This window comes from Mesorhizobium sp. WSM4849 (assembly GCF_055811385.1).
The window spans coordinates 1-604 of the sequence record NZ_JBVVPW010000113.1 but is presented as its reverse complement, the minus strand read 5'-3'; the positions used below and the strand labels follow the sequence as shown (position 1 = coordinate 604).

Sequence of the window (604 nt, the reverse complement as noted above, 5' to 3'; positions counted from 1 at the left end):
CCCTCCGCCGTGCGGATGGTCTCGAGCCTGTCCGCCGCCTGGCGCAGGCTCAGCCGGAAGCTGCGGATGCCGAAGCGGGCGAGGATCGCCTTGATATGGTTGATAATCCGCGTCTTGTCGCCGACCAGGGTCTCCCGCTCGCGGTTCGGCCGCCGCGCGTCCTCCTCCTCGAGCGTCGGGATCGGCGCCATACTGCAATGGCGCTTCTCGCCGCGCAGCCAGCCGAGAAAGGCGCGCATCAGAAGCTCGGTGTCGAGACGATCGGTCTTGGCGCGCCGGTGCTCGCGCGACACCGCAACGCTAGCGGGGTGGATGGCGTAAGCCTCGATACCGTGCGCTCGCAGCCAGCGCGCCAGCCAGAAGCCGTCGCCGGCCGCCTCATAGGCGACGGAGATCCGCTTGATCTGGCGCCCGGTCCGGCCGGCTTCGTCGCGCCAGCGCTGCAGCAACTTCAACAGTGATGGTGCGTCGGCATCGATCTTCTTGAGCGGTTGGCGCTTGAAACCCGGAACAAGCGAGGCAATCAGCCATTTCGCCTTGCTCAATTCGATGACGGCGACGATCGTGTTATCCTGTTCGAGAGCGGTAAGGGACCGGCTCGTGT

At 66.2% G+C, this 604-nt stretch carries 1 protein-coding gene; it reads right to left on the bottom strand.

What is annotated here, in order from left to right; genetic code table 11:
* Positions 1-604 (bottom strand): IS110 family transposase (locus tag AC0L3L_RS36445; RefSeq protein ID WP_473642211.1); only part of this gene is annotated, 604 nt, incomplete at both ends.